We start from the raw sequence: 25,538 nt of genomic DNA on the forward strand, positions 1-25,538 counted from the left end.
CAGTTTGTACAGACAGTATCCAGCGTCAACTACAACAAGGGTATTTTTTCCCTTTATTTCGTCGGTCAGGATCCGCTCAAGATGGCGCAGGGCGTCATGGCGGAAAGTGACAATGAGCTGGCGCTGAAACAGACGGTCCACATGCCGGCTGCTGGTTTTATGTATATGGTTTCAATGATAAAAAACATGCTTGAAGATCCGCGCATGGCCGCCGAGTTCGACAAGCTGATTGCCGCAGGCCTGATCCCGGCCGCCCCTGCCGACGCGCAGGAAAGCGCTCCTGCCGCCACAGCACAGGCTGCACCGCGCAAGAAGAAATAAATTTCCGGTTTGGGGAGTCAATGCACTTGGTATTGCAACCAACGGAACCGAACTGGCAACAAAAACAACATATGTTGGGAGGAGTCATGCTGCTCAGTCAGCACTCCTCTCTCCATCGGCGTTATTCCGTCGCCGAGTGGCAGCAACGTATATTGCCAGCATTTGAGTTGAACCAGTTCTGCTATTATGAAGACTCACACGGACGCCCGGTTGCATTTTGTAACTGGGCGTTTGTCTCTTTATCCATTCGTAACACCTTGCTGGCCGCCGAGCGCGAGCTGATCCGTGAGGATTGGCAATCCGGCGACCATATTTTTATTCCGGAGATGATAGCGCCATACGGACATGCCCGCGCCGTGGTGAGCGATCTGCGTCGCCGGATATTCTTGCCATGGAAAGGGCAGCGGGTCTGCACCGTGCGTGGTCATGTTCATGCCGAGCATGGTCAATGTGTTCGCAGGGTGCAGTGGTTTTCCATTTAATCATAATGAGTTAATACATGGGAAAGAGTGTATGGAGAAGTATTGAGTACTTCTTTACCGGTAATTACACGGCAGATGACGGAAACAATGATATCGATGCCTATGGCTTCGGTGGCGTCATCCGTGCCTATGGTGGTGACGACACCATCCGGGTCGGATCCATCGGTGCGACCGTCTATACCGGTACGGGCAACGACAGCGTCTATGGCGGTGCCGCCTATCTCAAGGTGGTGGACGACTCCGGCAACCTGACCGTCAAGGGGGCGGCGGGCTACGCCGACATCAGCAAGTCCCAGTCCGGCAATGTTCACTTTGCCGGTGCCAGCGGGGCGACCAACATCGACCACCAGGGGCGCGACGGTGACATCCGCTATCAGGGGGCGGCGCTGGCCAACTTCCTGACCCGCAAGGGGATCAGCGGCAACGTCAGCTTCGAGGGGGCCGGCGGCTACAACAAGCTCTGGCACCAGACCGACCGCGGCGATCTGAGCTACAGCGGCGCCGGGGCGGCCAACAAGCTGGACCGCACCTGGCACAGCCAGTATCAAGGCTCGCAGGGCAACATCCACTTCTCGGGGGCCGGTGCGGCCAACATCATCAGCTCCCAGGTGGAGTCCGGCAACATCACCCTGAACGGGGCCGGTGCCTACAACAAGGTGTTCCGCAAGGGGCGCGAGGGGGATATCAGCTTCAACGGGGCCGGTGGCTGGAACGAGCTCTCCCGGCTGCGCAACGAGCAGGACGAGTACCTGCAGACCCGTGGCGACATCCACTTCAACGGGGCCGGCGGCTACAATCGGCTGCTGTCGGATGTGGCCGAGGGCAACATCCACTTCAAGGGGGCGGGGGGTTACAACCATCTCTCCCGCAAGGGCGCGGACAGCGACAGCTCCCCCTTCGCCGGCGCCCGTGCCGACGAGATCGCGCTGACTACCGCCACCATGGGCGGCAGCTGGATCAACCAGTCCCAGGCCGTCACGGCCATCAAGTCCAGCCTGCAACCCAATACCTACCTGTTTGCCTTCTTCGATGGCATGTACACCAAGATCAACCGGGTAGAGCTCTCCAACGATGGCGCGAGCGGTGCCCTGCGTTATCACGCCACCTCCTGGTACAAGGAGGGGAACCAGCTCGACGGGCTGGCCGGTCGTCAGATCGACGAGCACAACGGCTTCATCTCGACGCAAACCGACGGCGCCTATCGGCTGAGCGATCTGGTGTTCGAGCGGCGCCAGCGCATCAAGCTGGAGGCGGTGGAAGCGGATCTGACCGAAAACAGCTGGATCAACTACGGTGGCGGCGTGAACGTGGCAGCGGCCGACGTGACGCTCTCCAGCGCCAAGATGAGCGGTTACGCCATTTTTGAGGATGGCACCAAGGTCGACGTGAGCGCGGTGAAATCCCAAAAGCAGCCCAACACCTATGTGTTTGCCAAGCTGCTTGGCCCCTACATCAAGATAGTGGTGGTGGAGCTGGCCAACGACCCGCAGACCGGGGCACTCAAATACCTCGCCAAGGCCTGGTACAAGGAGGGCAAAGATCTGACGGGATTGGACGATCTGATCGTCTCGGAGCACACCGGCTTCACCCCCATGGGCAAGGGGGGCTACTCCCTGAGCGAGGTACACTACCAGCTCGACACCGTCACGGCCGTGTCGGATCGACTGCCGGCCACCCGCGAGTTCTCCAGCCAGCTGCTGCTGCCCCGTCAGCAAAGTGGCGGCAAGAGCAAGGGTGACATCTTCTTTGACGGCGCCGGTGGCGGCAACGTCATCGAATCCGACGTGACCGAGGGCAACATCCACTTCAACGGTGCCGGTGCGGCCAACGTGCTGATCAAGCGCGGTCAGCGTGGCGACCTGGTGTTCCGTGGGGCGGGCCTTGCCAACGTGCTGGTCCACCAGGGGGCCCAGGGCCGGATGGATGTCTATGCCGCCGGTGCGGCCAACGTGCTGGTGCGCAGCGGGGATGGCGAGTACCTGGCCCGTCTGCTGGCCTATGGCAACATCTCGGTGCAGCAGGGTCGTGGCGACAGCCAGGTGGTCATGCTGGGCGGTTACAACACCCATACCCAGCTGGGCGATGGCCGCGGCCTGTGGCTGGCGGGGGGCGGTTTCAACCTGCTGACCCAGGTCGGCAACGGCCGGCTCGATGCCCTGTCGGTGGGCGGTGCCAACGTGCTGACCAAGTTCGGTGCGGGCCAGCTGACGGCCGGTCTGCTGGGCGGGGCCAACGTGCTGACTCACGTCACCCAGGGTGACGAGGCTGCCGATACCCGCGCCGTGCTGCTGGGGGGCGCCAACGTGCTGACCAAGAAGGGCAACGGCAAGGTACAGGCCATTCTGGGTGGCGGTGCCAACGTGTTGACCCAGCTTGGCCAGGGGGATACCCAGGCGCTGCTGCTGGGGGCTGCCAACGTGCTGACCCGGGTCGGCGATGGCGATCTCTCCACCGTGATGCTGGGGGGCGCCAACGTGCTGACCCATGTCGGCAACGGCGACACCCTGGGTGTGATGGGGGCCGCCGGCAACCTGTTTACCAAGGTGGGCGACGGCACGGCCATTGCCGCCATGATCGGCGCCGGCAACCTGTTTACCCAGATAGGCCAAGGCGATGCCTGGGCCCTGATGGGCGGGGTAGCCAACGTCTTCACCAAGGTGGGCGATGGCAATGCGCTGGCGCTAATGGTGGCCAAGGCCAACGTCTTCACCCATATCGGTGACGGCTTGACCGTGGCGCTGATGCTGGCCCAGGGCAACCTGGCGACCAAGGTGGGCAACGGCATGACGCTGGCCGCCATGGTGGGCAATGCCAACGTCTTCACCCACGTCGGTGCCGGCGAGACCTTCGCCGCCATGCTGGGGCAGGCCAACCTGTTCACCAAGGTGGGGGATGGCCTGACGGCCGCGCTGATGATCGGCAAGGCCAACGTCTACAGCCACATCGGCAACGGCACCAGCCTGGGGCTGTTTGCCGGCGAGCTGAACGTGATGACCAAGGTGGGCAACGGCACCACGCTGGCAGCCCTGTTCGGCAAGGCCAACATAGTGACCCATGTCGGCAGCGGTCTGACCGGCGTGCTGGCGCTGGGCAAGGCCAACATCATCACCAAGGTGGGGGATGACTTCCTCGGCGCCATCGCCAAGGCCGATGCCAACGTGCTGACCCATGTCGGCAATGGCACCACCGCCGGCGTGCTGTGGGGCAAGGGCAACCTGCTGACCAAGATAGGTGACGGCACCACGGTGGGCCTGCTCATCTCAGAGGTGGGCAACGTGATGACCCACGTCGGGGCCGGCAGCACCATAGGCCTGGCCAAGGGGCGCGCCAACCTTATCACCAAGGTGGGTGACGGGCTGGTGGTGCAGGGTGCCTGGGGCGACGTCAACCTGCTGACCCAGGTCGGCAACGGCGATCGCTACAGCTTCGCCAAGGGCCGCGCCAACGTGTTGACCAAGGTGGGGGATGGCCGTGAAGTGGCCGTGCTGCAAGGGGAGGCCAACCTGGTCACCCAGGTCGGCAACGGCGACGGCTACACCGGCGCCTGGGGCAAGGCCAACGTCATCACCAAGGTGGGGGATGGCCGTCAGGTCGTACTGGCCAAGGGCGATGCGAACATAGTGACCCAGGTCGGGAATGGCGAAGGCTATCAGGCGCTGCTTGGCAAGGCCAACATCGTCACCCGGGTAGGGGACGGCATCCAGGTCACCCTCGCCAAGGGGGAGGTCAACCAGACCACCACGGTCGGGGACGGTCTGAGCGTGACGGCCGCCTATGGCAAGTTCAACAACAACGTCAAGGTGGGTGACGGCACCACCGTCAACCTGGCCTGGGGGGATTACAACCTCAACACCAAGGTAGGGAACGGCCTCAACGTTGCTGTCATGAAAGGCAAGGGCAATGCCAATGTCCAGATCGGCGACGGGCTGGACATCACGGCCGCCTATGCCCGCCACAACGTGGCGATCAAGATCGGCAACGGGGACTTCTACAGCCTGGCCATAGCCAGCAGCAACACCAGTAGCAACAAGCTCGGCACCCTGTTTGACAACATCAAGCAGACCCTGCTCGGCAGCGCGGGCAACCAGGCCATCAACTATCTGGTGCAGGGCGATGAACATGGCCCGATCAATACCCCGCAAGCGGCCAGCCTGGGCGAGGTGCAGGGGCTGACCGGCTTTGGGCTGGACGAGATTGGCGAGGTGAAATCCTCCCTGGCCGGCAGTCTGACCGGCAAGGTGAGCCCGGCCGGCGAGCGCGACGAGCAGGCCATGGACAAGGCGCTGCAGCTCGATGAGCAGGGGCTGGCCCGAGTGGGCGAAAACCTCATCGTCAACGGCGACTTCGAGCTGGGGGCTCACGGCTGGCAAGATGCCGGCGCCGGCATCGAGGCCGATTTTTCCGCCGCCATCTACGGGCTGGCGACCGACGGGCACGGTACCCGGGTCAGCGAATTGTCGACTGACCGCAATACCCAGATTTCCCAGGATCTTGCCGGCCTCAAGGCGGGCGAGACCGTCAACCTGTCATTTGATTTTGCCCGTCGGGCCAATATTTCCCAGCAACACGGCATCGAGGTGCTGTGGAATGGCGACCTGGTGTTTGCCAGCGAAGGGGACGTCAGCCGCTGGCAGAGCCAAGCGCTGACGCTGACGGCCAGAGAGGGTGCCAACACCCTGACGTTCCGCGGCATCGGTGAGAGCAACGGCCTTGGCTACCTGCTCGACAACGTGGTGGCCACCGCCGCCGGCAAGGCCGAGATAGGCCAGGTCAGCGCCCAGCTGGCGCAAGACGACAACGCCGCCCGGGCGAGAGGTGATCAGGCGAGTGCCGATGCCGACAAGCAGCGGCTCGAGCAGGAGAAGGCACAGCAGCTGGCCGCCATCGCCGGTACCCAGTCCCAGCTGGAGGCCACCGATCAGCAGAAACTGGCGGAAAATGGCCAGCAGCAGCGTGCCGCCATCGAGGCGGAAGCCCGCGACATGACGGCGCAGCTCGATACGCTGGCCCGTCAGTTTGAACAGGTCAGATCCCCTGACGCGGCGAGCGAGCCGTCCGGTCAGCACTGGCGCGCCGGCTTTGCCGACCAGCTGCTGAGCACGGTTCAGGAAGATCTGGACGAGGCCGGCAGCACGGCCGGCGCGGCGATCGAAGATGCCAGGTTCCGCCATGAGGCGCAGCACCAGCAGGTCGATAGCGCGCTGGCCAAGTCCAAGACGGGTCAGCAGCGCAGTGAACAGCTGCAAGGTGACGCCGAGGCGGCTGGCCAGCAGCGGGCCGAACAGGCCGAACAGCGCCGTCTCGACGCACTGGCTCGCCAGGGGGAGGCCGCATCGCGACAGCAGCAGGGCGAAGCGAGTGCCAACCAGGCGCAGCTCGCCGGCGAGCAGGCGGCCAGCCAGGCCGGTTTGCAGGCCAACCAGGCCAAACAGAATGCGGCGAGCCTCAAGCAGAGCGGCGACAAACCGAGCCGTCAGGGTGCCCAGCCCGGCCAGCCCTCGGCCACCGCACAGCCCCTGCCGCAGGCCGGCGAGCTGGATGTGCCCGCCATCGGCACCTTGCCTGTTCCTGATGAGGTCCAACCCTCGGCCATCGACACCGCCACCGGGCTGAGCGAACAGGAGCAGTCCGCCCTCGACGGGGCGCTGGCGGCGGTCAACCGCCTGCAGGTCAATGCCGGGATCCGGGCTAATGGTACACCCACCATCACCCTGCCCGGCATGGTCGGTGCGCGCGAAGCGGGTAGCACAACTGTGCCGGCGAGCCATGCGTCTTCGCGTCACAGCGCCGAGCTGGGTCTGTCCGGGGTCTCCCTGGCCGGGCTGGGGAGCCCTGTGCGAGGCCCTGCCGTGGCTGTCCCCGAGACCGCCGGGTTTGCCTTCCAGCTGCTCAAGAGTGGAGACAACGGCTTCATTGACTCTACCCGTCGCCAGTTGGGCAAGCTCTCCATCGACTTGCCAAGCGAGCGCCTGAAGGCCGTGCGTGAGGCCGTGGTACGAGTGCAACAGCAACCATCGGAAGCGAATCTGGGGCTGCTGGAACAGAGCCTGACCCAGTGGCAGGCGCGTGACCCCAAAGAGTTTGCCCAGCGCGGCGAGCAAGTGAAGGCGCTGCGTTTCGAAGCGGCATCCTTGCTGAGCCATACTTTCGCCTCCCGGGCCAAGACCGCTGGCGTGTATGGGTTGGCATTGCCGCCGGAGCATGCCGTTCGCTTTGAAGATCAACTGGTGTTCGATGGCATCGGCCGGATTATTGGTGCCGTGGGCGAGCTCAGCGCTACCGACATCGCCAAGGTGAACGAGCTGGGTATCCGGTCGCTGACCGAGACCAACTCCCGTGCCGAGCGACAGGCGCCGCGCACCGAGCATGATAGTCTGATCGCATTTGCTTACCAGCTGAACCAGTTCGACACACCGCAAACCCGTCAGCTGGCCGCAGAGATAAAGTCACTCTGGCTCTCGGGAGACGTGAGGGGGCCGCGCACCATCGCCCTGTTTGAAACCGCCAGCAAGACGCTGGGGGATTACCCGCAGTTGCAGGTACTGGCCCAATCTCTGCTGGCGGATGCCCAGCGCAGCAAGGCGACCGGCCAGTACATCGATAACCTGTTTGGCCGTCGCTTCGATTCGGAGATCGCTCATGGGCTGGTGACGGCCCCATCGCAGGCCGCGCTCGATACATCGGCACAGCTGGGCGCCAAGCTGGTGAAGGAGTTTGATGACTGGATCCAGACACTGCAACTGGATGAGGTCACCCGCACCCAGCGCATCGACAAGAAGATGGCGGCATTCGCCGAGGCCATCAAGAAAGACACCCGCCCCTGGTTCAGCCGGGTGCCCAGTCTGACCGAGTTCCTGGCCGAGCCTACGTTTGCCAACTTCAAACAGATGATGACCCGGGTCGACAACGGTTTCGATGTCATCAAGGTCCCCTTCCTGGCGGTGAAGATGGCCACCCATCCCGAGCTCGGGATGGACACGGCCGACTGGAAGAGAGAGGGCGATCGCTTCTATGGCAGCGTCATCACCAAGGCTCGCTCGACCAGTACCGAGGTCGCGTCGGCCAAGGATGGTCTGTTGCAGGTCGACCTGCCTGGCCGTACCACCAGCGACTATGGCACCGGTCTGCACTACCAGCCCGGTGGCGACAAGTACGAGGATTTCCTGAGCGGGCGCAGCGTGGCGGATGGCCGCATCCTGACACCGGGCAAGGAGACCACCTTTGAACGCAATGCGCTGGACAAGGGGCTGTCCGTGGTGACAGGTGCTTCCGGCTCGACCAACATCATGGTCCACCTGAACAACTATCTGGCGGCCAAAGATCCTGCTTACTCCCCAAGCCAGGCTTACCTCAACACCCTTGCCTTCCTGGTATTCGATGGTGGTCACTCGGTGAACGAGAGTCTGACGGTCTATCGGGCGCTGCAGGAGAGCGGGGATACGCGCAAGCAGGTGCTGGAGAGCTATACCGCCAACTACCGGGATCTGATCGATCTGGCTGGCGAGGGCAGCAAGGCATCGGTGCAGGCTGCACTCGATGGTGCCTTCGGCCGCACTCTGGCGTTCTATCAGCAGCATGCCTATACGGCGCAACTTGATGAACTGGTCGCTCTTGGCACACCACGCAAGGGCGATACGCTTGCCGATGGCGAGCTGTCAGCCGGCTCCGGCAAACCCGTCTCCGTGGCGAACGATGGTTCGGCCCCGCTGGACAAGCAGCCGCTCAACCCGCTGACCCGCTTCCTCAACGACAACCTCTACGGCACCCGCGATGAGCGGCGTCAGGTGGGCGACATCACCCGCCAACTGCTCGACCATGCGGTGAGCCAGGGCGAGGCCGAACAGGTGACCCTGCAAGGGGACGCCGGCCGTCTGTCCGGTTACCTGCACAAGGGGGCCGAGCAGCCAGGGGCGCCGCAGGATGGCAAGCCCGAGGTGGTGCTGTTCCTGCACGGTTCGGGCTCCTCCGCCGAGGAGCAGGCCGATGCGGTTCGCAGCGACTACCAGAAGCAGGGCATCGACATGCTGGCGGTCAACCTGCGCGGCTATGGGGCCAGCGATGGCGGACCCAGCGAGCAGGGGGTCTACTAGGATGCCCGCACCATGTTCCGCTATCTGGTGGAAGAGCGCGGGGTGGCGCCTGGCAAGATCCTGATCCATGGCTACTCCATGGGCGGCCCCATCGCCGCCGATCTGGCCCGTTATGCCGCAGAGCAGGGCAAGCCGGTGGGCGGGCTGCTGCTCGATCGCCCCATGCCCAGCATGAGCAAGGCGATCAAGGCCCACGAGCTGCCCAACCCTGGCGGTCTGGTGGGGGCGATCGCCAAGGCGATCAACGGTCGTTTCTCGGTGGAGAAAAACCTCGACGGCCTGCCCAAGAGCACGCCCATCATGCTGCTGACCGACAATGAAGGGCTTGGCAGCGAAGGGGAAAAACTGCGGGCCAAGCTGGCCGTGGCCGGTTATCAGGTCAGCGGTGAGCAGACCTTCTATGGCCATCTGGCCAGCAACCGCCTGATGGGCCAGTACGCCGAGCAGATTGTGGGTGACTTGTTCAACCGCACGCCGCCGACTGCAGACATGGAGGCGCCGCTCAAGGGCATCGAGGCCATCAGACGCGATCTCAAGCGCTACCAGGAGGCGCTCACCCCGCAGGTGGGCAGCAACGGGGCGACCAGAGACATCCGTACCACCAAGGCCTTCCTCGCCGGATATCAGCAAGGGCTGGCCGGCAAGGTGGTCGAGGGCTTCCAGTCCGACATGAGCATGACCCAGCTGGTGGACCTGTTCGACCAGCCGACCCTGACGCCACAGCAGCAGGGGGCGCTGGCCTGGGAGATCGAAAACCGGGCGCTCAAGAGCACCATCAAACCCAGGATTGAGCAGTCCAACCGTCTGTTCCGCGACGTGGCCTCGCACGGTGGCACGGATCCATATGCCAGAGAGCATCTGGCTCCCCAGCTGTTGCTGCTCAATCTGGCGGATGACGGCTTCGGCGGGCGCTGCGATCCCCTCTCCAAGCTGGTGCTGGTCGCCAAGCAGCTGGAGAGCGAGGGGCAACCCGATCTGGCACGGCGCATGATGGAGAAGCTCTACTCCGCAGCGGCGGTCATCAACAATCCGGATCGCTACTCGGCTACCGAGCTGGACAACGCCCGCAAGCTGGTGGGCAGCCTGGCGGAGATCCACACCAACACGCCGGCCGCCTACAACTACGACAGCCTGCGCAGCATCAAGTACGACATCGTCAAGGAGAAGTGGGAGGGCAAGAGTGCCATCTCGCTCGATACCGTGCTCACCAAGCTGACCGCCAAGGGCAGCGATGCCCCCGTGTTGCTGGAGCTGGATGCGCCGGGCCACGCCATGGCGGCCTGGGCCAAGCAGGGAGAGTCTGGCCGGATCTACGGCTTCTACGATCCCAATGCCGGCATCGTCGAATTCTCCTCTGCCGAGAAGTTCAGTCGTTACATGACCCGCTTCTTCGGCAAAGAGGGGCTGGACATGGCCAATGGCTACCACCTCAAGCCGGGGCCGGACGGCAAGCCGCTGTTCTTCAGGGTCAGCGAGATGAACGGCGCCGAGCTCGCCCGCTTCAAACCGTCCAAGGATCTGGCCAACAAGGTCACCCTGCAGGAGATCCTGCAGTTGCCGGTATTTGACGAGAGTCCGATAGCGGAGCTGCCGGGCAAAACGGGGGTGACGGAGCGCACAGCCAGGCTGTTTGCCGACGTCTACAGCCCGGATGAGCTGAAAAAAGCCGCCCAGGTCTTTGCCAAGCCCATTGGCGAGTCTTATCAGCAGATCCTGGATCAGCTCGCCACGCTGCACGGTGCCAGCGGACAGGCCAAAGTAGAGGCCGCATTGCGGTTGAACAATCTGATCGACGACTACCTGGTCAAGCACGAAGGTTCCGGCAGAAATCCGGCGCTGAGCAAGCTGCAGAGTCAGCTTCATGGAAATCTCTATCGTGGCGAGCTGGCCTCGTTGCAGACCGAGGTGACGGCGCTGGCCAAGACCCGCCCGGACCTGGCTGCCATGGTCATCGGCAAGGCCGCCGAAGAGGCGCTGGGCCAGCATCCGGGTCTCACCCAGATGGTGCTGCGCTGGGCGGCGCAAGACCCCTATCTGGCGGCCAAGGCTGGATACCAGGGGGCCGTGCCGGCGGATCTGCCGTTTGAGGCCAGATTCCACGTCGTCCTCGGCGAGCAGCATGACAATCTGAAGAAGTGGCTGAGCGAAGCCCAGGGGGAGGGACTGCTGAGCCGTGCCGTGCAGGACGACACCAGCAAGGTGCTGCATCTGGGTTACTCCTACCAGGAGCTGCAGGACATGACGGGGGAGCAGTCCGCCCAGATGGCGGTCTACTTCATCAAGGAGGCCGCCAAGCAGGCAGCCCCCGGATCTGAGCTCTCCGCCGAGCTCATCATGCTGGACAAGTTCGGTGACCGACGTTACCTCGGCGAGCTGGAGTCCCGTCGTATCGCGCAGGTCGAGAACATCTATCACAGTAGCAAGCAGACCGATGTGGCGGCCTGGGATGCCCGCTATGGTGGCGATGCCCTGCGGACGCTGAACACCCAGCTGGACGGCGAGAGCACGCTGGCCGGACAGTTGTCGCGCCTGCTGGATAACCGCAACGGTCTGCTGATCGGCGAAACCCACGGCAGCGACGTCAACGGTCTGCGGTTCGTCAACGAGCAGATGGATGCGCTCAAGACCCAGGGGGTGACTGTCATCGCTCTGGAACACCTGCGCAGTGAGCTGGCTCAGCCGCTGATCGACCGTTATCTGGCGGGGGGAGAGATGTCTCCCGAGCTGACGAGCATGCTCAAGAACAAGCACCTGGAGCCCTCCCTGTTCGAGCGGGCCCGGGAGCGGGGAATGCGGATCGTGGCGCTGGACGATGGCAGCACCGCCAGACCCGCCATCACCGGCACCGAGCACGGCCTGATGTACCGGGCCGGGGCGGCCAACAACGTCGCCGTCGAGGTATTGGGCAAGTTGCCGGCCGGCGAGAAGTTCGTCGCCATCTACGGCAGTGCGCACCTGGCGTCCCACAAGGGGATCGAAGGCTTCGTACCCGGCATCACCCATCGCCTGGGGCTGCCGGCCCTGAAGGTGGATGCGGACAATCGCTTCCACCTGCAGGCGGACGATGTCAGTCAGCGGGTCGAGTACGCCGATGTCGGCAGGAAGTGGACGCCGGTGGCGGCGCTGGATGGCGAAGACCAGCCGGTTCGCAACCAGCGGGTCAACCAGTGGCAGCAACCTGAGGTGACGCCGGGCAATCAGGGGGGCGAGACCCGCTTCACCAGCCAGATCATCATCCAGACCGAAGATGATCCTGTGGCTGCCAAGGCTGCGGCCAGTCTGGCCGGCAAACACCCCGACCACAGCGTGGTGGTGCAGCTGGATGCAGATGGCAACTATCGGGTGGTCTATGGTGATCCGGCTCAGCTGGCGGGCAATATCCGCTGGCAGGTGGTCGGCCATGGCCGCGATGAGGATGGGCAGAACAACAGCCGTCTCAGCGGCTACAGTGCCGACGAGCTGGCCGGGCGCCTGCGCCGCCTGGGCGATCGTCTGCAACAAGAGGCCGGCGTGGCCACCAAGCCTAGTCACGTCAGCCTGGTGGGTTGCTCCCTGGTGAGCGACGACCTGCAGGCCGGCTTTGCCCGTCGCTTCATCCAGGCGCTGGATAACGAGGGGATCCGTACCCAGGTGTCGGCTCGCAGCAGCGAGGTGGCGGTGGACCAGGGGGGTCGCAAGCACACCCGTGGTGAGGCGGATGTCTGGGCCCGCAAGGTGGCCGCCAACAAGGTGGTGCTGAGTCTCAACGACGCCGGCGAACCCGTGGTGTACAACGAGCGGGTGCGCGGCGGCGTGGCTGAAGGGGACATCGACCTGGCGAAAGTGGGCCAGAGCGAGGGCGAAAGCCGTGCCCGGGGCGCCATCGCCGACAACGACGAGACCTTCGTCGCACCCGAGAAACAGCGCCAGCCGGAGACGGCCTCGAGCCAGGCCGACAATGCGGTCAGCTACTCGGGCAACATCCAGGTCGACGTGGGGGATGGCGAGTTCACCGCCCTCAACTGGGGGACCACCAACCTGGGGGTCAAGGTAGGCACGGGCGGCATGAAGTCGCTGGCCTTCGGCGACAACAACGTCATGGTGCACATCGGGGATGGCGACAGCAAACACAGCGTCGACATAGCCGGCTACCGGGCGCTGGAAGGGGCCCAGCTGTTTGTGGGGCAACGCAACGTCAGCTTCAACCTGGGGCGCAGCAACGATCTCATCGTGATGCTGGAAAAATCCATCCCCACTCCGCCGCTGGTCAATCCGTTTGACGGGGCCGCCCGTATTGCCGGTGCCCTGCAGCAGATCGCCGGTGACGGTGCCAAGCCGGATTGGGTTGCTAGCCAGTGGGATCAGTGGACCCTGGCCGGCGCCAACAAGTTCGTGGCCGACATGGCCGGTCTGGATCAGACCAGCAGCGTCGAATACGGCTCGCTCACCACCCTGGACAGCGGCAACGAACGCAGCAGTCGCGGGCTCAAGAGCGATCTGGAGGCGACCCTCAACAAGGAGTTCAACAAGCGCATTTCGGGCGGTGGCCAGGGTGCGCAGGGCCCTCTGAGCCGGGCGGACAAGTTGCGCCAGGCCAACGAGAAGCTGGTCTTCAACTTTGCCGTGGCTGGTCAGGGGGCCGATATCCAGGTCACCACGGGCAACTGGAACTTCGTGTTTGGTGACAACATCCAGGCGATCCTGGACACCAACCTGGGCTCCCTGTTCGGGCTGATGACCCAGGAGTTCACCGCCAGCGGGCAGGCCAAGACCACCTTTACCTTCACCCCGACCGATCTGCCGCGCCAGCTGCAGAACCGGTTGCTGGGTCGTCTGGCAGGGGTGGGGGCCGATACCACGCTGGCGGACATCTTCGGCGTGGATTACAACGCCCGTGGCCAGCTGGTGGCCAGCTGGTGGCCCGTGATGGGGCGGCCATCGATGCGCCGGCCCTGTTGCAGGAGATGCTGGGGGTCATCGCCGAGTTTGGCGGCGATCAGCTCAAGAGCCTGACCGATCCGGCCAAGTGGCTCGATCAGCTCAAGGCCGGGCTGGATTTGGGGGAAGATGCCCTCAGCAGCTTTGCCCGTACCCACGGCCTGCAGGACGAGGCGCCCGAAGAGGCCAAGTCCGGGACCGTGACGGTGCAGCAGGGGAACGAGGCCAAGCCGGCGGCGCTGCCGGCCGCCACCGAGGAGCGGGCCTTCGGCTTTAACGCCCTGAGCCTGCCCAACCTGTTTGCCACCCTGTTCAACCGGGACAAGCAGGCGGAGGTGGTGGCGCTGGCCAAGAACCTCAAGCAGAACCTGACGGCGGATCTGCTCAACATGAAGGAGCAGACCTTCGACTTCCTGCGCAACAGCGGCCATCTGCAGGGAGATGGCGACATGCATGTCTCCCTTGGCAACTACAACTTCAACTGGGGGGGAGACGGCAAGGATCTGGGGGCCTACCTCGGCGATAACAACAACTTCTGGGGTGGTCGCGGGGATGATGTCTTCTATGCCACCGGCACCTCCAACATCTTCACCGGCGGCGCCGGTCAGGACACCGGGATCATGATGGGACGGGAGAACATGATGTTCGGCGGGCAGGGTGACGACGTCGCCGTGCTGGCCGGCCGTGTCAACCGCGCCTTCATGGGCGAGGGCAACGATCAGGCCTTCATCTTCGGTGAAGAGGGCATAGTGGAAGGGGGCGCAGGCCAGGATTATCTGGTGACCTCCGGCAACTACAACCAGATCGATGCCGGCGCGGATCAGGATTTCACGGTGACCATAGGTCATCACAACCAGATCCGGCTCGGCGAGGGCGATGACTTTGCCATGGTGTTCGGCAATCACAACCGCTTGCTGGCCGAGCATGGCAACAACCAGGTCAAGCTGATGGGCTATCACGCCACCATCCGGGGCGGTGACGGCCGGGATCGCTTGATCGCCGACCAGGTCGCCAAGTTCAGCCAGCTCGATGGCGGTGCCGGCGATGATCTGCTGGTGCTGGGCGGTTACCAGAACCAGTTCAGCGGTGGTACCGGCGTCGACAGCTTCGTGTTCAGTGGCGCCGTGATAGAGAACCTGGTGCAGGACATCGGCAAGGAGGACTTCATCGTCTTCAACGATGTCAGCTGGCGGGATCTCTGGTTCAAGCGCAGCGGCTACGATCTGCAACTGCTGGTCAACCGTCGTGCCGACGGTACCAGCGAGCAGGGCAAGTTCGAGCAGCTGGGCAGTGCCACCTTCAGCAACTACTTCGCCGACAACCGGGCCCAGCTGGTGATTGGGCTTGGCGAGCAGCAGACTGACGGCGAGCGCAGCTACAGCGCGCTCTCCCATCAGGCGGTGGACAACCTGATCCAGGCCATGAGCAGCTTCACCCCCGAAGCGGGCGACATGGGCCTGCTCAACCGGCTCGACAGCCAGGCCAACAGCCTGGTGCAGTCGGCCTGGGGTGATGTGATCCAGGGCAAGGGGCGGGTTGCCTGAGCAACCTGACTTCCCTCCCGTAAGGTAAAAACCTGCTCTTCGGAGCAGGTTTTTTTATGCCTGTCGCACCCGAAACGGGGGCGGCGCAGGCACCAACAAAAAGCCAGTCAGGAGCTGACTGGCTTTTTGTTGGTGCTTATCGGGGATCAGTCGATGAGACTGGCCCACAGGTCGTACTCGTCCGCTTCGTCGATGCGGACCTTGACCATGTCGCCAGGCTTGAGGCCGGTTTCACCGTTCAGGTAGACCAGGCCGTCGATCTCGGGGGCATCGGCGGCGGAGCGACCGGTGGCACCCTCTTCGTCCACCTCATCGATCAGCACCAGCATATCTTTGCCGACCTTGCGGGCCAGCTTGCGGATGGAGACCTGCTGTTGCAGCTCCATGAAGCGCTGGAAGCGCTCTTCCTGCACTTCTTCCGGTACCGGATCCGGCAGCTCGTTGGCCTTGGCGCCTTCGACCGGGCTGTACTTGAAGCAGCCGACCCGATCCAGCTCCGCCTTGTCGATGAAGTCCAGCAGCATCTGGAACTCTTCTTCGGTCTCGCCGGGGAAGCCGACGATGAAGGTGGAGCGCAGGGTGATCTCGGGGCAGATCTCGCGCCACTTCTGGATCCGCTCCAGGGTGCGCTCGACGGTGCCGGGGCGCTTCATCAGTTTCAGGATGCGCGGGCTGGCGTGCTGCAGCGGGATGTCGAGGTAGGGCAGTACCTTGCCGTCGCGCATCAGCGGGATAACGTCATCCACGTGCGGGTAGGGGTAGACGTAGTGCAGGCGCACCCACATGCCGAGCTTGGCCAGCTCTTCGCACAGGGCCACCATGCTGGTCTTGACCGGCATGCCGTCGTAGAAGCCGGTACGGTGCTTGACGTCGACGCCGTAGGCGGAGGTGTCCTGGGAGATCACCAGGATCTCCTTCACGCCGGCCTCTTTCAGGCGCTTGGCCTCGGCCAGTACCTCGCCGATGGGGCGGCTCACCAGATCCCCGCGCATGGAGGGGATGATGCAGAAGGTGCAGCGGTGGTTGCAGCCTTCGGAAATCTTCAGATAGGCGTAGTGACGGGGGGTCAGCTTGACGCCCTGGGCCGGCACCAGGCTGGTGAAGGGGTTGTGGGTCGGTTTTTCCACGTATTTGTGGACGTGGCCGAGTACCTCTTCATAGGCGTGGGGGCCGGTGATCTCGAGCACCTTGGGGTGGATCTCGCGGATCTGGTTCTCTTTGGCGCCCAGGCAGCCGGTGACGATCACCTTGCCGTTTTCGGCCAGGGCCTCGCCGATGGCTTCCAGAGACTCCTGCACCGCGCTGTCGATGAAGCCGCAGGTGTTGACCACCACCAGCTCCGCATCGTCATAGCTGGGCACCACGTCGTACCCTTCGGTACGCAGCTGGGTCAGGATGCGCTCGGAATCGACCAGGTTTTTGGGGCAACCCAAGGAGACGAATCCTACTTTGGGGGCCTGTTTTGTGTTGGACATCGCTCAATCACTCTTAGGTGGCTCTAGTTTTAGGGCGCGGATTTTACCGGAATGGCTAACCAAAAACTATACAGCCGGCACGTCGGAAGCGAACAATCTCTTTGCCCGGGCCACAATGGGTCGTCAAAGGAGAAAACCATGGTGGCAACAGGCCTTGCCGGCCGGCCAGCGGGGTTGTGATCTCTGTTGCTGACGCTTGAGTCAATTTGGCAGGAGAGTGAAAACAGGGGTCACTATACTCCCTGCAGGAATAGCAGAAGGACGTGCGGGATGGAGAGTTCATTTGGCGAAAAAGTGCAGAACGTGCACGCCACGCTCAGGCAGCGGTTTGACAAGTTGAGCCGGGTTGCGGTCGCCATCTATGACCAGCAGACGGACAAGCTCAAGACCTTTGCCCACAGCACGGAGGGGGGCTCGCCGCTGTTGCAGTACGAGGTGAAGCTGAGCGAGGTGCCCTCCCTGCGCTATCTGGCCGAGCGCCAGCAACCCAGGGTGCTCGATACTCTGGGCTCGCTGCAAGGGTCCCCCGCCGAGCACAGCCGCAAGCTGCTGGCGGCCGGCTATGAGTCGAGTTACACCGAGCCGCTGCTGTTCAACAGCCGGCTGTTCGGTTTTCTGTTTTGTGATGCCAGGGAGCCCGGCTATTTCGATGCGGCCATTCGCGGTGAACTGGCGGCCTATGCCCAGATCCTGGCAGCCATCATTGCTGTTGAGTTTTTCTCGATCCAGACCCTGAACGGGGCGCTGACCACGGCGCGGGAGTTCAGCCGCTACCGGGACGAGGAGACCGCCAACCATCTGCACCGCATGTCGGGCTATTCGCGGCTCATCGCCCGCGAGGTGGCAGCCCATTACCCCCTCAACGATGAGGAGGTGGAGTTCATCCATCTCTTCTCCGAGCTGCACGACATCGGCAAGATTGCGGTGCCGGACGCCATCCTGCTCAAACCGGGCAAGCTGACCCCGGAGGAGTACGCGGTGATGAAGATCCACCCGCTTAAGGGACGGGAGATGATCGCCCTGATGATCAAGGAGTTTGGTCTGGACGGCATCCATCACACCGACATGCTCAAGAACATCATTGCCTACCATCATGAGCGTTTCGACGGCCAGGGCTATCCGGAGGGGCTGGCAGGGCAGGCGATCCCGCTGGAGGCCCGCATCGTCACGGTGGCGGATGTGTTCGACGCGCTCACCAGCGAGCGTCCCTACAAGCAGGCCTGGCCGTTCGAGACGGCCTTCGAGTACCTCAAGACCCATGCCGGCAGCCAGTTCGACCCCGTCTGCGTCGCGGCGGCGCTGCGCAGCAAGGAGGCGTTTCGCGCCATCTATCAGCAGTATCGGGATCCGGCCATAACGTGACCTCTCGTTCACGCTCTCGGTGCTAGGGTTGGCTTGCCTGCCGCGGGGAATGTCTGGGGGCGGGCTCTGCAATTTGATAGAGATGCTCGGAGCAAGCGCTTGCGCAGCCACAAGGCCGGTCGCTATTGCCCAGGCGCTCTGCCGCTAGCCCGGTTTGGCGCCACCAGAGCAGGGCACTCATGGCCAGGATCAATGCGAAGGCGGCCAGCATGCTCAGCAGCAGGTGTGACATGGTTTGTCCCCTTGCTGATGATTGCAGCCGCACTGCTCTGCCTGGTGACAACCACTTTCCCCACCGATCTGTTCCCCCTTGCGGCCGTTGCAGGATGGCCGGATCCCCTTGATATGACTCCCGGCCTTGCTGGCCTTGCGGCGTGACGGACTGCCCTGGCTGGCGTCGGTCAGCGGCTGAAGGTGGGCAGCAGACAGATCAAGGTGTGCCGAGCGGTACTGCCATACCGATATCCCGGCATCGAGCAGTCGGCCCAGCATGTGCTCACCGATGTTTCGTACCAGCACCTGAGTGACGGCATGGGCCTGTAGCGTCGCCAGCAGGGCCTGTTTGCCACGGCAACCCTCGCCGTTGGCCGGGTTGGACATGGTCGCGAGCACCTCGCCGGCTGGACTGACAATCTGCAGTTGCTCAGCCCGGCTGACGTGGGCGGATGGCCGGCCCCGGCTCAACAGGATGGCATGGTTGCCTGGCACGGCTGTTGTATTCACGTTCTGGTTCATTGCGCGGTTTCTCCACCGGGTTGCGGGACGTCGGGTTGCATCAACAGGGCCTTACCTAAACTCAGGCACTCCACCACCTTGTAGCGGGCGCGCTTGAGGGTATTGGCCAAGGTCTGGCGAGAAACGCCCATGAGTCGGGCGGCCTCCTGTTGCTGCATGCCCTCCAGATCCACCAGGCGCAACGCCTCAAACTCATCGGCGGCGAGGGCCACCTGCTCCAGTTCATGCATGGGGACACCATTGGGCTTGAAGCAGCTGTTGGCGGGGCGCCCGCAAATACGACGGGCTATTTTCGGTCTCGGCATAACGACTCCTAATTTGCATATGCCACATATACGCCGCATAAATGGCATATGCAAATTAAAGAAAAATGTAATTGAAAGGCATGATCTTGTTGAGATGGAGGTTGCGGCTTCACGAGCAGAGTTGGCGGCAACCTGATCATTTCAATGGTTCTTGTATAGTTGAAATGAAGGCGCATCCAACGAGAGACAAACATGAACAAAGAGACGGCCACCAAGGTCTTTGAATCGCTGGCATCCGGGATCCGGCTCGATGTGTGGCGGCTGCTGGTCAAGGCGGGGCTGGATGGGCGGGTCGCGGGCGAGCTGGCCGGCGAGCTCGACATCGCCCCCAACACCCTGTCGTTTCATCTCAAGGCGATGCTCAATGCCGGCCTCTTGTCGGTGGAGCAGGAGGGGCGCTTCCTGCGCTACCGCGCCAATATCCCCTTGATGCTGGATCTTATTGGCTATCTCACCGAGGAGTGCTGCGCCGGCCATCCGGAGGCGTGCGGCATGATGCGCGCCGAGTCCACTTGCTCACCCCATGTGCTGCCTGCGCAGCCCTGCTGCCACAAGGAGTAATGCCATGTCAGTCATTCAGATTTTCGACCCTGCCCTCTGCTGCGTCAGCGGCGTCTGCGGCACCGAGGTCGATCAGTCCCTGGTCACCTTTGCCGCCGATCTGGCCTGGGCCAGGGAGCAGGGCGTTGCCATCGAGCGTTTCAATCTGGCCCAGCAGCCGCTGCAGTTTGCCGAAACACCTGCGGTCAGCGCCTTTCTGACCCACGCCGGGGAGGAGGGGCTGCCGCTGGTGCTGGTGGAGGGTCAGGTGGTGCTAACCGGCCGCTATCCGAGCCGTGGCGAGCTGGCCCGCTATGCCGGCCTGCCCGCGCCGCAGGCCACCATCAAGGGCATAGTGAAAGCGGGCTGCCGTCCTGGCAGTGATTGCTGCTAAGGCATTGATATTCAAAACTATGTCGTAACGGGAGAGGCTATGTATCACTTTCTGACCAATCCGCCGCCGTTTCTCTTCTTCACCGGCAAGGGCGGGGTGGGCAAGACCTCGCTGGCCTGCGCCAGTGCGGTGGCCCTCTGTGACGCCGGCAGGCGGGTGCTGCTGGTGAGCACGGATCCCGCCTCCAACGTGGGGCAGGTGTTTGCCACCGATATCGGCAATCGCATCACCGCCATCGCCGCTGTGCCCGGTTTGTCGGCGCTGGAGATAGATCCCCCGGCGGCGGCCAAAGCCTATCGGGAGCGGATCGTCGGACCGGTGCGCGGCAAGTTGCCCGAGCGCGTGGTGCGCAGCATCGAAGAGCAGCTCTCCGGCGCCTGCACCACCGAGATCGCCGCCTTTGACGAGTTCACCGCCCTGCTCACCGACCCGGCACTGCGCTCGGAGTACGACCATATCCTCTTCGACACCGCCCCCACCGGCCATACCATCCGCCTGCTGCAACTGCCGGGTGCCTGGAGCGAATTTCTGGCGCAGGGCAAGGGGGATGCCTCCTGCCTGGGCCCGTTGGCGGGGCTGGAGAAACAGCGCAGCCAGTATGCCGAGGCCGTCGCGGCGCTGGCCGACGGCGCTCGCACCCGGCTGGTGCTGGTAGCGCGCGCCCAGCACTCCACCCTGCGGGAAGTGGCCCGCACCCACGAGGAGCTGGCCGCCATCGGCCTGGCGAACCAGCAGCTGGTGATCAACGGCCTCTTCCCCGTGGCGGCCATCGCCGGTGACACGCTGGCGCAGGCCATCTGGCGGCGTGAGCAGCAGGCCCTCACCGACATGTCGCAGGGGATAAAGGGGCTGACCCGGGATCAGGTGCCGCTGCTGGCCACCAATCTGGTGGGGCTCGACAGTTTGCGCCAGCTGCTGCAACCACAGGATGCTGGTGGGCAGGCACCACTGGCAACGTCAGCTCATCTGCCGGCCCAGCCCGAGTTGAGTTCGCTGGTGGACGAGCTGGCCGCCGACGGTCACGGCCTCATCATGCTGATGGGCAAGGGTGGGGTGGGTAAAACCACCCTGGCCGCTGCGGTAGCGGTGGAGTTGGCAAGCCGCGGCCTGCCGGTGCACCTCACCACCTCGGATCCGGCCGCGCACCTCGGCGAGACGCTGGCAGGCAGCCTGCCCCATCTCGAGGTGAGCCGCATCGACCCCCGCGCCGAGACCGATCGCTATCGCGCCCAGGTGTTGGCCAGCAAGGGGGCGGCGCTGGACGAGCAGGGGCGGGCACTGCTGGAGGAGGACTTGCGCTCCCCCTGTACCGAGGAGATCGCCGTGTTTCAGGCCTTCTCGCGCATCATCCGCGAGGCGGGCAAGCGCTTCGTGGTGATGGATACCGCCCCCACCGGCCACACCCTGCTGCTGCTCGACGCCACCGGCGCCTACCACAGGGAGATCGCCCGCCAGATGGGGAACAAGGGGCTGCACTTCACCACCCCCATGATGCAGTTGCAGGATCCCAAACAGACCAAGGTGCTGATCGTCACCCTGCCCGAGCCCACCCCGGTACAGGAGGCGGCCAATCTGCAGGCCGATCTGCGCCGCGCCGGCATCGAGCCCTGGGCCTGGCTCATCAACCACAGTCTGCAGCAAGCCGCGGTCAGATCCCCGCTGCTGCAGCTGCGGGCCGAGCGCCAGTTGCCCCATGTCGAGGCGGTCGAGCGGCAGCACGCCAGCCGCTACGCCGTGGTGCCTCTGCTCGCCGAGGAGCCGGTGGGGGCGGATGCCCTGCGCCACCTCTGTCAGCACCACTGAGCAGTCAGCATCACTGAACAAGGGCCCCGGCCGCGTGGCCGGGGCTGATGAACATTTGTCGTTAACGAAAGAGATGCGGGATGTTCGCATCGGGAGTCGTCATGTCTGCAACCTGTGATGCCAAGAGCCAACCGGCGATTGGTTTTTTTGAACGTTACCTCACTGCCTGGGTGGCCCTCTGCATTTTGGTGGGGATTGGGCTCGGGCAGGGCCTGCCGGATCTCTTCAAGGCCATCGGTGCCATGGAGGTGGCCAGGGTCAACCTGCCGGTGGGGCTGCTTATCTGGGTGATGATCATCCCCATGCTGCTCAAGATAGACTTCGGCGCCCTGCACCAGGTGAAGGGACACCTCAAGGGGATTGGGGTTACCCTCTTCATCAACTGGCTGGTCAAGCCCTTCTCCATGGCCTTCCTTGGCTGGCTCTTCATCCGGGTGCTGTTTGCCGACTGGCTGCCGGCGGATCAGCTAGACAGCTATGTGGCGGGGCTGATCCTGCTGGCGGCCGCCCCCTGCACCGCCATGGTGTTTGTCTGGAGCCGCCTCACCAACGGCGATCCCTACTTCACCCTGTCGCAGGTGGCGGTGAACGACCTCATCATGGTGTTTGCCTTCGCTCCGCTGGTGGCCCTGCTGCTCGGGGTCTCCAGCATAGTGGTGCCCTGGGATACCCTGCTCACCTCTGTGGTGCTCTATATCGTCATTCCCGTCATCATCGCCCAACTGTTGCGCAAGGCTTTGCTGAAAAAGGGGCAGGTCCATTTTGACGGCGTCATGACCCGCATCCAGCCCTGGTCGGTGGCGGCCCTGTTGCTCACCCTGGTGCTGCTGTTCGCCTTCCAGGGCAACGCCATTATCGAGCAGCCGCTGGTCATCGCCCTGTTGGCGGTGCCGATCCTGATCCAGGTGCTGTTCAACTCGGGGCTCGCTTACTGGCTCAACCGCAAGGTGGGGGAGCAGCACTCGGTGGCCTGTCCCTCCGCCCTCATCGGCGCCTCCAACTTCTTCGAGCTGGCGGTAGCCGCCGCCATCAGCCTGTTCGGCTTTCACTCTGGCGCCGCGCTCGCCACCGTGGTCGGGGTGCTGATCGAGGTGCCGGTCATGCTGCTGGTGGTGCGCATCGTCAACGCCAGCAAACCCTGGTACGAAGCGGGGCTAAGCCGTTAACAGATGGCCGCTAACCCTTTTTACCTACTGTTTTTATTCACTTAAGCCATGAGAGAGATGCCAATGAGTGCAATCACCATCTATCACAATCCAGAGTGCGGCACCTCCCGCAACACCCTCGAGCTTATTCGCAACAGCGGCGTCGAGCCGACCGTCATCCACTATCTGGAGACGCCCCCTTCCCGTGACCAGCTGGTGGCGCTGATCGCCGCTATGGGGATGCCGGTGCGCGAGCTGCTGCGCAAGAACGTGCCTCCCTACGAGGCACTGGGGCTGGCGGAAGATCGCTTCAGCGATGACGCACTGATCGACGCCATGCTGGCCCACCCGATCCTCATCAACCGTCCCATCGTCGTGACGCCCCTTGGCACTAGGCTGTGCCGCCCCTCGGAAGTGGTGCTCGATATATTGCCCGATCAGCAAAAAGGGGCCTTCGCCAAGGAAGATGGTGAGCAGGTGGTGGACGAGCACGGCAAGCGGCTGCGCTGACAGGGCGCGGGGCCGGGCGTAATCGGCTGACCCGGAGGGTGCAGATGCACTTACCGGGTGGGCGCCGGATCTGCTACTGTGACCCTCGACTCATCACAGCGGGGGAAACAGCATGAAGATTCGATTCCTGGTGATAGCCACGGCTCTGGCACTGACCTCGGCCCCCAGCCTGGCCGACTGGGCCAAGGTGAAGGCGGCCGCGACCGAGCTTGGCAACGCAGTGAGCGACACCAGCAAGGAGGCGTGGCAGAGCGTCACCGATTTCTCCAAGGCGACCTGGGCCTCGGTCTCCCAGTGGGGAGAGGAGGCGTTCAATACCGCCGGCGCCTGGACTGACAAGAGCGTGGCCACCGGCAAGGAGTGGCTGGCGGTGGCCGACAAGAAGCTAGACGAGATGCTGGAGCCCAAGACGGCGGACGAGGCGCGCCTCGCCCTCAATACCATGGCCGACACCGCCCTGGTGCGGCTGTTCAACGAACAGCCCTCGGCCAAGCTGTTGTTTGACAAGGCGTACGGCTATGCGGTGTTCGACTCGCGCAAGTTTTCCCTGATGCTGCATACCAACCTGGGTGCCGGGGTGGCCGTCAACCGTACCACCGGCAAGCACACCTACATGAAGATGTTCGGCGCCGGGCTCGCGGCCGGGCTGGGCGGCAAGTTCTATCAGCAGGTGATCCTGTTTGAGGACAAGGCCAGGTTCGATGCCTTCGTCAGCCAGGGCTGGGAGGCGACCTCCGAGGTGGGTGCCGTGGCGGGCAAGGAGAGCGCCGAGTTGACCGCCAAATACAACGGCGGCATGGCCATCTACCAGATCGGCGAGAAGGGACTGCTGCTGGACGCCAATATCTCGGGCTCCAAGTACTGGGTGGACAAGGATCTGACCCGCTGATTGAGCAGAGGGTGAGCCCCCGCCAGTTTTTCTTCACACAGCGCGGATTGCCGTCTGTTTAATTGGTGCGAATTACAGTAAAAAGAGGGCCTTCGGCCCTCTTTTTCATGGGCGCAGCCAGGTTCGTCAGCAAGACAAGGAGAGTGGCATGACACAAGCATCAGCACAGGACGGGGCGGACGGAGCTCTGCGTCGGGAGTGGGACAAGCAGAGCATCTATCTGCGCCTGCAGGAGGGGATCCCCACGGCCTTCTGGGTCAGCGGGGATCTGGTCTCCCCCCTCGAGCCCGGCGCCGAGGGGGCTGCATACCAGGGCCACTTCGGTTGGGGGCGTGCCGACGAGGCGACCATGGCCCTGGCGCAGGCCATCGTCGCCAGGCTGGTGGCGGTAGGACTGGTTCCCCCCGAGCTGGCGGCGAGCCGCGCGAGCTACCTCCATGACGAGGTGCTGAGCAAGCTGCCCGCCGGGGAGCACTACGATCTCCACCTGAGCTATCTGAGGCTGCTGCTGGGGGAGGGGGCCGTGCCGCGCCCCTGAGGGGCCGGCTCATCATCTGGCGACCACAAGAACCCCAGCTTCGAGGGCACTTCTCCCTAATTGGCACTCTTATTGCTTGGAGCCTGTCAGTGTCAATGATTTGTCTGGGGATGAAATATGGAAATCAGTGCAAGCAGCCTGATGCAAGAGATGCAGGCCCTCAAGGTGGAAGCCGGCGCCACGCCGCTCACCCAGCCTAGCCGTCAGGTCAGCTCCGATTTTGGTCAACTGCTGCAGCAGGCCCTTGGCAACGTCAACGAGCTGCAAGGGGCCGCCAACGATCTGCGCACCCGTTTCGACATGGGCGACAACTCGGTCGACCTGTCCGAAGTGATGATCGCCGGACAAAAATCCTCCATCGCCTTCGAAGCGACGGTGCAGGTGCGCAACAAGATGGTCGATGCCTATAAGACCATCATGAACATGCCGGTGTAACTCAGGCCCATGGCGACTGAGCATCATGAACATGTCAGCAATAAGGACATAAA

Annotated in this window: 14 protein-coding genes and 1 pseudogene; 12 read left to right on the forward strand and 3 right to left on the reverse strand. The window is 63.5% G+C overall.

The features are described from left to right. The 3 genes and pseudogenes from CAK78_RS06620 to rtxA all read left to right on the forward strand — a co-directional run. Nucleotides 1-321: peptide chain release factor 1 (locus tag CAK78_RS06620; protein WP_141214140.1), on the forward strand; the 321-nt coding region annotated here is incomplete at its 5' end. Nucleotides 322-341: 20 nt separating this feature from the next. Next, nucleotides 342-803 carry an RTX toxin-activating lysine-acyltransferase RtxC gene (rtxC, locus tag CAK78_RS06625; RefSeq protein WP_010634639.1) on the forward strand — a complete coding sequence of 154 codons (462 nt, stop codon included), beginning with the start codon at nt 342-344 and terminating at the stop codon, nt 801-803. Nucleotides 804-820: 17 nt separating this feature from the next. After that, nucleotides 821-15,354, forward strand: a pseudogene (gene rtxA, locus CAK78_RS22810) (MARTX multifunctional-autoprocessing repeats-in-toxin holotoxin RtxA). Nucleotides 15,355-15,500: 146 nt separating this feature from the next. Here the strand turns inward: rtxA and rimO are convergent. After that, nucleotides 15,501-16,829 (reverse strand): 30S ribosomal protein S12 methylthiotransferase RimO, encoded by a 1,329-nt coding sequence (gene rimO, locus CAK78_RS06640; protein WP_094696770.1) that lies wholly within the window; start codon nt 16,827-16,829, stop codon nt 15,501-15,503. 270 nt (nt 16,830-17,099) lie between these two features. On the opposite strand from rimO, the gene CAK78_RS06645 reads away from it, so the two are divergent. Continuing rightward, entirely contained in the window at nt 17,100-18,191 is a 1,092-nt protein-coding gene (locus CAK78_RS06645) for an HD-GYP domain-containing protein (RefSeq protein WP_026142075.1), read from the forward strand. A 213-nt stretch (nt 18,192-18,404) separates the two neighbouring features. On the opposite strand, the gene CAK78_RS06655 is transcribed toward CAK78_RS06645, so the two are convergent. Beyond that, complete coding sequence (locus tag CAK78_RS06655; protein WP_094696772.1) at nt 18,405-18,926, reverse strand: NifB/NifX family molybdenum-iron cluster-binding protein; 522 nt, start codon at nt 18,924-18,926, stop codon at nt 18,405-18,407. Next, nucleotides 18,923-19,231 carry a DUF134 domain-containing protein gene (locus tag CAK78_RS06660; protein WP_026139307.1) on the reverse strand — a complete coding sequence of 103 codons (309 nt, stop codon included), beginning with the start codon at nt 19,229-19,231 and terminating at the stop codon, nt 18,923-18,925. The genes CAK78_RS06655 and CAK78_RS06660 overlap by 4 nt, the downstream gene beginning before the upstream one ends. A 192-nt stretch (nt 19,232-19,423) precedes the next feature. Here CAK78_RS06660 and CAK78_RS06665 point away from each other — a divergent pair, with 192 nt between their 5' ends. The 8 genes from CAK78_RS06665 (at nt 19,424) to fliE (ending at nt 25,485) form a co-directional block, all read left to right on the forward strand. Continuing rightward, nucleotides 19,424-19,792: an ArsR/SmtB family transcription factor gene (locus CAK78_RS06665; RefSeq protein ID WP_005298747.1), complete on the forward strand. Its 369-nt coding sequence runs from the start codon at nt 19,424-19,426 to the stop codon at nt 19,790-19,792. Between the two features lie 4 nt (nt 19,793-19,796). Then, nucleotides 19,797-20,165, forward strand: a complete 369-nt coding sequence (arsD, locus tag CAK78_RS06670) for an arsenite efflux transporter metallochaperone ArsD (RefSeq protein ID WP_094696773.1) — start codon at nt 19,797-19,799, stop codon at nt 20,163-20,165. A 39-nt stretch (nt 20,166-20,204) separates the two neighbouring features. Beyond that, on the forward strand, nt 20,205-21,968 hold the full coding sequence (gene arsA / locus CAK78_RS06675; RefSeq protein WP_094696774.1) for an arsenical pump-driving ATPase: 1,764 nt from the start codon (nt 20,205-20,207) through the stop codon (nt 21,966-21,968). Nucleotides 21,969-22,069: 101 nt separating this feature from the next. Then, entirely contained in the window at nt 22,070-23,134 is a 1,065-nt protein-coding gene (arsB, locus tag CAK78_RS06680; RefSeq protein WP_094696775.1) for an ACR3 family arsenite efflux transporter, read from the forward strand. 63 nt (nt 23,135-23,197) lie between these two features. Further along, nucleotides 23,198-23,623 (forward strand): glutaredoxin-dependent arsenate reductase, encoded by a 426-nt coding sequence (gene arsC / locus CAK78_RS06685; RefSeq protein WP_176452705.1) that lies wholly within the window; start codon nt 23,198-23,200, stop codon nt 23,621-23,623. A gap of 112 nt (nt 23,624-23,735) precedes the next feature. Next, nucleotides 23,736-24,512, forward strand: a complete 777-nt coding sequence (gene befA / locus CAK78_RS06690) for a beta cell expansion factor BefA (RefSeq protein ID WP_094696777.1) — start codon at nt 23,736-23,738, stop codon at nt 24,510-24,512. Nucleotides 24,513-24,660: 148 nt separating this feature from the next. Beyond that, nucleotides 24,661-25,050 (forward strand): hypothetical protein, encoded by a 390-nt coding sequence (locus CAK78_RS06695; protein ID WP_094696778.1) that lies wholly within the window; start codon nt 24,661-24,663, stop codon nt 25,048-25,050. Between the two features lie 117 nt (nt 25,051-25,167). Beyond that, nucleotides 25,168-25,485, forward strand: coding sequence for a flagellar hook-basal body complex protein FliE (gene fliE / locus CAK78_RS06700; RefSeq protein WP_094696779.1), 318 nt, complete (start codon nt 25,168-25,170; stop codon nt 25,483-25,485). The last annotated feature ends 53 nt before the right edge of the window (nt 25,486-25,538 follow it).

Origin of the sequence: Aeromonas sp. A35_P (assembly GCF_002259925.1) — a bacterium.
In the GTDB taxonomy this organism is placed as follows: Bacteria; Pseudomonadota; Gammaproteobacteria; order Enterobacterales; family Aeromonadaceae; genus Aeromonas; species Aeromonas dhakensis.